A 6,811-nucleotide genomic window follows, 5' to 3' on the forward strand; every position below is an offset into this window, starting at 1 on the left:
ATGCATTGAATATTTAGAAATGGAGGATTTATGAGCGAGCAAGTCATGGAAATGATGTCGCTTTTGCGGCAGATTAATATGCGCCTGCATCATTGCCTGAAGGAACTGTACGAACCGTTGGGACTGACCGGCCCGCAGGCGGTCGTGATGATCGAGCTGTTTAAAGAAGATGGGCAGCGAATCTGCGATCTGGCGGAAGCGGCCGGCATGACTGTCAGCAATATCTCCGCGATCTGTCAGCGGCTGGAACGCAACGGCTTTCTGCATCGCGTGCGTTCCCAACAGGATCAGCGCACGGTACGGATCTGTCTGTCGGAGAAATCACTGCAGCTGATCCGCGACTGCGATCATCAGATCGCGCTTCAAAGTGATCAGATTTCGCTGAAAATGACAGCGGAGGAACTGGATGAAATCAATTCAGGGTTACGCAAGTTAAACGAGTTCCTGGATCGGGAGGATTTATGAAAGCAGAAAAACCAAAAAACAAGAAACCGTTAATTTATTATTATTTCGTGATGATGATCGCGCTGATGGCGTTCAATTTGTTCGTGACGCCGATGATCCAGAACCAGCGGATCAAGGAAGTCGGATACAGCGACCTGATCGCCGCTCTGGAAGAAAAACAGGTCGACGAGGTGGAAGTGGACAACCAGACCGGCAAGATCGCCTACACGATTAAGGACAACAGGAAAAATGTGTTCGTAACCGGTATTATGCCCAACGATGCAACGTTGACAGAGCGGCTGGAACAGAGCGGCGCAAAGTACACCGCGGTCATTCCGCAGCAGAATTCCTTCTTAATGGATATGTTGATGTGGCTGGTGCCGATCATCGTCATTCTGGGCGTCGGTCAGCTGTTTTCCAAACAGCTGGCGAAGAAAATGGGCGCGAACACGATGACGTTTGGGAAATCCAGCGCGAAAATCTATGTGTCGGCGGAAACGGGCAAGACGTTTCAGGACGTCGCGGGGCAGGATGAAGCGAAGGAAGCGCTGAGCGAGATCGTCGACTTCCTGCACAACCCGGATAAATATAAGAAGCTGGGCGCAAAGATGCCGAAGGGCGCGCTGCTGGTCGGGCCGCCGGGCACCGGTAAGACGCTGTTGGCCAAGGCGGTGGCGGGCGAAGCGAACGTTCCGTTTTTCTCGATTTCCGGTTCGGAATTTGTGGAGATGTTTGTCGGCATGGGCGCCGCGCGGGTCCGCGATCTGTTTAAGCAGGCACAGGAAAAAGCGCCGTGCATCGTCTTCATTGACGAGATTGATACGATTGGCAAAAAACGCGACAGCGCCAACGGCATGGGCGGCAATGACGAGCGCGAACAGACATTGAATCAGCTGTTAGCGGAAATGGACGGCTTCGATGGAAGCAAGGGCGTCGTCATCCTGGCGGCGACCAACCGGCCGGAAACGCTGGATAAAGCACTGTTGAGACCGGGGCGGTTCGACCGGCGGATTCCTGTCGAACTTCCGGACTTAAAGGGCCGCGAAGAAATCTTGAAAGTTCACGTCAAGGATATCGTCGTCGACAGCGACATCGACTACCGTACGATCGCCCTGGCAACCTCCGGCGCTTCCGGCGCAGAGCTGGCGAACATCGTCAACGAAGCGGCGTTAACGGCAGTGCGCAACAGTCATTCCAAGGTCATGCAGCACGACTTTGACGAAGCGGTCGACACGGTGATCGCCGGGAAGGAACGCAAAGGCGCGGTTATTTCCGAAAAGGAAAAACGGATTATCGCCTATCATGAAATTGGTCACGCCCTGGTGGCCGCGGTGTCGAAGAATTCCGCGCCGGTGCATAAGATTACGATTATCCCGCATACCAATGGAGCGCTGGGGTATACGATGCAGGTGGCGGAGCAGGAAAGCGTCTTAATGAGCAAGGATGAGATTTTGGACAAGATCCGCACGCTGACCGGCGGCCGGGCGGCGGAAGAATTCATGTTCAATATCTGCACCTCCGGCGCGTCCAACGATATCGAACAGGCGACACGGCTGGCGCGGGCGATGGTGGCCCAGCTGGGCATGAGCGATCAGTTCGGCATGACGGCGCTGGAAACGGTGAACAACCGGTATCTGAGCGGCGACGCATCGCTGGTGTGCTCGAATGAAACGGCGACCTTGATCGACAAGGAAGTCATGGCGATCATCAAGAACGCGCATGCGGAAGCCCGGAAGATTCTTGAGGACAACGCGCAGCTGCTGCATGAGGAAGCGGAATACCTGCTTCAGAAGGAAACGATTACCGGGGAGGAATTCATGGAAATCTTCAGCCGGCATCAACAGCTGAAGGCGCTGCCGCAGCCGAGCGTGGAATAAAGAAAAGAAAGATTGAACCTAGGGCATCATGGCATGCCGGGGGTTCAATCTTTTTGTATAAGCTATTTACAGCCTGAATAAATTTATTCAGGTTTTAGTTGAATTCGCATGATAAAATTGCGTACAAGGAATATTGATATTCAGAAGATACCTGTTCTTATTTTTCTATAATAATTTCAAAACCTGATAGGCAAATTTTCAGGTTGGTCAGTTTGTCTTTCTAAGGAATAACAAGTTTTAGAAGAGTGGAAGTTGAATGTCAAGTTTGGCAGACTTCAGCTCTCTTTTCAAAAATCACGCCTGATCTTTTCGGTTGATCTCCTGCTAAAAACCCGGGAATAGTACAACTCAACCACCTGTCGGTCGATGTTTTTCAACTTCTGTTATAAAATAACGGCAGGAGGAGGAAGTTATGTTTGAATTAGATAAGCAACAATTCGGGGCGTTCGTTGCCGATCAGCGAAGACAGAAACAAATGACGCAAAAAGATCTGGCGCAGAAGCTCATGATTTCAGATAAAGCGGTCAGTAAATGGGAACGCGGGGTATCACTTAGATAAAGATACCACACCATTCCCACGCTGACTTTTGCTCAACCGATACAGCCGGAGGGCTGGATAACAAGAAAAGGCGGTATGCGCCCCGTGGAGGGGTAGCGTACCGCCTTTTCTTGTGGGGGTTTCCAAAGGGGGCAACGCCCCCATTTGGCACACGACTTTGCGAAGCAAAGTGTAGTGTGTTATACGCTCTGTCGGCGTTGCCGTGAAAATGCCGTTGCCGCCGGGGAGGGCAAGGGCATTTGAAGCGGCAGGAAAACAGGGCTGTGCTTGCGTGGCGTAGAGCCGTAAGCACAGGTCTGGTTTCAACAGCAGACTGGGCGTATATGAAAGCCCCCGTCCCTCGTCCTACGCTCCGACTTGTGGACAAAGTGTCCCGAAGTTGTGGCTACACTCCCGGAAAAGTAACAGGACAGCGGGCAACCGTCAAGGCTGAAATGAACGGGTTTACACCCGGCCTTGACCGCCACCCGCCGTCCCGCTGAATGGGTGGACAAGGCGGCCAATCCCTCAAAGTGCTTGGCCGCTCTCGTTCTGATTTTGGAGCGTTTCTTTTCTCATAATGAAATGGGCGGGAAGCCATTTTAGGGCTTTCCCTCCTTGATTGCCCATCTGCAAAGACGGGCGGGACTGTCAACGGCGGCGCATGAAATGCGCCGTTCATTTTGACCGTTGACTGGCTTGGCTGCCTTTGCTATTTCTCTGATAAATGAAATTTCGATTTTTAGAAATCGTTTAAGATAGCAATGCGGCTCCACTTGAAATTTTTTCTTTTACTGCAAAAACAGCCTCTTGGATAGAATAGGTTGTCGTTTCTATAACATTCGATTCATATATCCCCAAATTACAAAATTGCTCCCACATTGTTTCTACTAATTCAACATTTGTTTTTCTGTCTAATTTTGAGCGTTCCACAGCTCGTTTCATAGTTTCTTCTTTACTGGCTCTTAAAACAATATAGTGTACTTCATAATCTTCTCGAACAAGGGCTCTCCATGGTTCTAAAAACCACGGCCCGACAATTCCATCTACAATTACATCATATCCGCCGCGGGCATAGCGCTTTGCAGCTTCTAAAAAGGCTTCAATGACAACTAAATTTTGTTCGTTGGACTCTGGTAAATGCGGCGGTATTGCTCCTTTGCTTAAATAATGAAAAAAGTCGTCTGTGTGCATATGCACAGATTTATCCATGTTCGATTCTTTTGCGACAATCGACGCAGTTGTTGTCTTTCCTGTTCCCGGCGAACCTGTAATCACAATAATTCTTCCTTGATTCATCTACATTCTCCCTCGCAATTCAGATTTACCGCTCTCTTTCTGGTTTTGGAGCGTTTCTTCTCTCAAGATTGAAATGGGCGGGAAGCCATTTTAGGGCTTTCCCGCCTTGATTGCCCATCAGCAAAGACGGGCGGGACTGTCAACGGCGGCGCATTTATGCGCCGTTCATCTTGACCGTTGATTGGCCCCGCTAACTTTGCTACTCTGTTCTAAGTAATTCCTCAATTTGTTTTTTCATATATTCTACAAGTGCCATCGCTTCCTTTTCTACTGTCTCCCATTCATCAGACAAATTTCCCAAATAAGCTTCCTTTGCCGTTGTTAGCAGGGGGGGGAATCTCTCCGGCAATTTTAAAATTACCCATTTTGCGGCAACATCTTTTGTCGTGATTTCTTCTGTTACTAAAGTAAACCACATTCGTGATAAGGTTAATAACACATTTCTTTCATCACCCTTAAAGCTGGAAATCAAACCAGGTAAAGAAAACCGAATTGCTTTTTTAATTTCGTGAAATGGGATAGCGGGAATAAGCTCTTTGCTTTCCGCCCCCTTCAAAGTTATGCTATTTTTTCTTGCTTGCCATAATAAAATCATTATATCTGGGTCATTGCAGGCTTGCGGATATTCTCCTGCTTCCATCTCTCCCCTTAGCCATTCACCATACATATACTGACATTTTGGCGGAAATTGCAACGGAACAATATCAGATTGATTGATAATAGTTACCTCTAAAGGTCTTTTTTCAATACAGCCTACGGAGCCAGAAATTTTCAATAATTGCTTTGTTAGATCTGCTCTGATTGAATTACTCAATTCTTGTTTAGTAATTATCAGTATATCTATATCACTATCTGGACGCAGCCCATTCATTGTTGCTGAACCATATAAATATATCCCCAATATTTGACCTTGTAATATGGTTTCTGCTATTGAAATAACTTGATTTACTTGTTGTGGAAATTCATTTATATTCATTGTAACTCCTATATGTATTTATTTTTACTCCTCAACAACTGATAAAACAGCGTCTAAGGCTAATTCTAAGGCTATGGATATACTTGTTTTTCCCCATTCTCTTTCTTGGTATTTATGAGGGTCTGCAAGAGTATCGGCTGAAAAAAGCAGCATAGCCCATGTAACTTTTCTAAATTTTGCACACGCCGCCAATGCGGAACATTCCATTTCTACTACTTGACATCCCTCTTCTTTCCGATACTGAACCATTTCTACTGTTTCTCGATAAAAACCGTCTGTTGTCCATGTTTTAACTTCCCAATATGGTATATTCTTTTGGCTTAAAGCAGATTCAATCGCATTTATACCAGCCTTTGAAATCTCTACTTCTCGGGAGGGAGGAAGATAATGGTAAGATGTTCCCTCATCTCTCAATGCAGAAACAGGTATCAAAAATCTATTTTCCGGGATGTCTTCCAATACGCCGCAGGAGCCGACGGAAATAATCTTTGTTACACCCCCTGCAATTAAATATTCTAAAACTTGGACGGCAGCAGCACTTCCCACAGGAGCCGGACATAGACATATTTTCTCCTGATTATAAAGACATTCATAAATAGGATATCGTCTTGTTGCACTTTCAAATTCATCTATCTGTATTCCATCATGGGTATGTGCATAATTTTCAACCTCGTCTCCTAAAAAAGCAAACACTGCTTTTGCAGGAAAACATTTTTTCCCATTTCCCGGCTGAAAAACAGCTTTTGATGCGGTATCGTACTCTAAAACAGGGTAGTCATGCTTTACTAATGGCATATTATTATCTCGAATAACAGGCTATTATTCTATTCCTTTCATCATCTTTTTTGCCAACTGCTTGAACAGGTCGGCAGTTTCTTCATCCATCGGCGTAAGCTGTCCGATCTGTCCGGCAACCATCGCCGCTACATCGTCAATGGAAAGCGGGTTTTGCTTCTGTTCCGCCAATGCGTCCCGCATGGCTTGGAACATCGCGGCGGTCACAGCTTCTCCCGGCTGTTCCCCGTTGTCAATGTCTTTCTTAATATCCCGCAGGATAGCAAGGAACACATTTTTGATTTTCTCAATCTCCGCCTCATGTTCCCCCATCTTCTGGGCGTTCAAAAGCTGTAAATCCTGCTTTGCTTCCGCCCGGTGTTCCGGGTGTTCTTTCATCAGGTCGGACAGGGAAGCCGTTGCTATCTCGATAAGCTGGTTTCTTGCTGTTATGCCTTTTGCCGCTGTGTCCTGAAAATAAATCCGTATCAAATCTATCAGCTTAGGAAAATTCCTGTGTTCCAACAGGCGGTTGAGGATTTGCACATCAACAGCACCCGTCACGAGCCCCCTCACGGCTCCCTCGGACAAGCCTAATTCAGAAATATCGTAGCTTTTACGGACGCTCACGGTGGATAAGCCCAGTATGTAGTCTGTCGATACCTTAAATTCCTTTGCCACGCCTATGAGAATATCACTGCTGACCGTTCTCGTTTCGCCGCTGACAATGCGGCTCAACTGGGAAGCGGAAACCCCTATCTTCTCCGCAAGTTCCTTTTGTGTGATGTGGTTCCCGTTGCATAAATCGGAAATCCGCTGTCCGGGTGTTCCGGGTAAAGCCATAGATACGCACCTCCTCCGCATACTTCCATTATACAGAATGATTGCAAAAATGCAATTTCC

General features: G+C 47.3%; 6 protein-coding genes and 1 pseudogene. 3 read left to right on the forward strand and 4 right to left on the reverse strand.

Annotated elements, in window-relative coordinates; all coding sequences use genetic code 11:
* The first annotated feature begins 30 nt into the window (after positions 1 to 30).
* From I2D94_RS13180 to I2D94_RS13190, 3 genes and pseudogenes are all read left to right on the forward strand, one after another.
* Positions 31 to 465 carry a MarR family winged helix-turn-helix transcriptional regulator gene (locus tag I2D94_RS13180; RefSeq protein WP_072685314.1) on the forward strand — a complete coding sequence of 145 codons (435 nt, stop codon included), beginning with the start codon at positions 31 to 33 and terminating at the stop codon, positions 463 to 465.
* The gene (ftsH, locus tag I2D94_RS13185) at positions 462 to 2,321 is read left to right on the forward strand and encodes an ATP-dependent zinc metalloprotease FtsH (RefSeq protein WP_195397250.1); all 1,860 of its coding nucleotides are present in this window, start codon (positions 462 to 464) and stop codon (positions 2,319 to 2,321) included. Before I2D94_RS13180 ends, ftsH begins: the two co-directional genes overlap by 4 nt.
* Positions 2,322 to 2,733: 412 nt before the next feature.
* Positions 2,734 to 2,874 (forward strand): annotated as a pseudogene (locus tag I2D94_RS13190) (multiprotein-bridging factor 1 family protein); the annotation flags it as partial.
* A gap of 738 nt (positions 2,875 to 3,612) precedes the next feature.
* On the opposite strand, the gene I2D94_RS13195 reads toward I2D94_RS13190, so the two are convergent.
* From I2D94_RS13195 to I2D94_RS13210, 4 genes are all read right to left on the reverse strand, one after another.
* Entirely contained in the window at positions 3,613 to 4,158 is a 546-nt protein-coding gene (locus I2D94_RS13195; protein ID WP_002578721.1) for an AAA family ATPase, read from the reverse strand.
* 199 nt (positions 4,159 to 4,357) lie between these two features.
* Positions 4,358 to 5,134: an aminoglycoside nucleotidyltransferase ANT(9) gene (gene ant(9), locus I2D94_RS13200; RefSeq protein WP_002578722.1), complete on the reverse strand. Its 777-nt coding sequence runs from the start codon at positions 5,132 to 5,134 to the stop codon at positions 4,358 to 4,360.
* Positions 5,135 to 5,158: 24 nt separating this feature from the next.
* Positions 5,159 to 5,929 carry a nucleoside phosphorylase gene (locus I2D94_RS13205; RefSeq protein WP_002578723.1) on the reverse strand — a complete coding sequence of 257 codons (771 nt, stop codon included), beginning with the start codon at positions 5,927 to 5,929 and terminating at the stop codon, positions 5,159 to 5,161.
* 24 nt (positions 5,930 to 5,953) lie between these two features.
* Complete coding sequence (locus tag I2D94_RS13210; RefSeq protein WP_002578724.1) at positions 5,954 to 6,751, reverse strand: helix-turn-helix domain-containing protein; 798 nt, start codon at positions 6,749 to 6,751, stop codon at positions 5,954 to 5,956.
* Positions 6,752 to 6,811: the final 60 nt, after the last annotated feature.

This window comes from Holdemania sp. 1001302B_160321_E10, assembly GCF_015552275.1.
In the GTDB taxonomy this organism is placed as follows: domain Bacteria; phylum Bacillota_I; class Bacilli_A; order Erysipelotrichales; family Erysipelotrichaceae; genus Holdemania.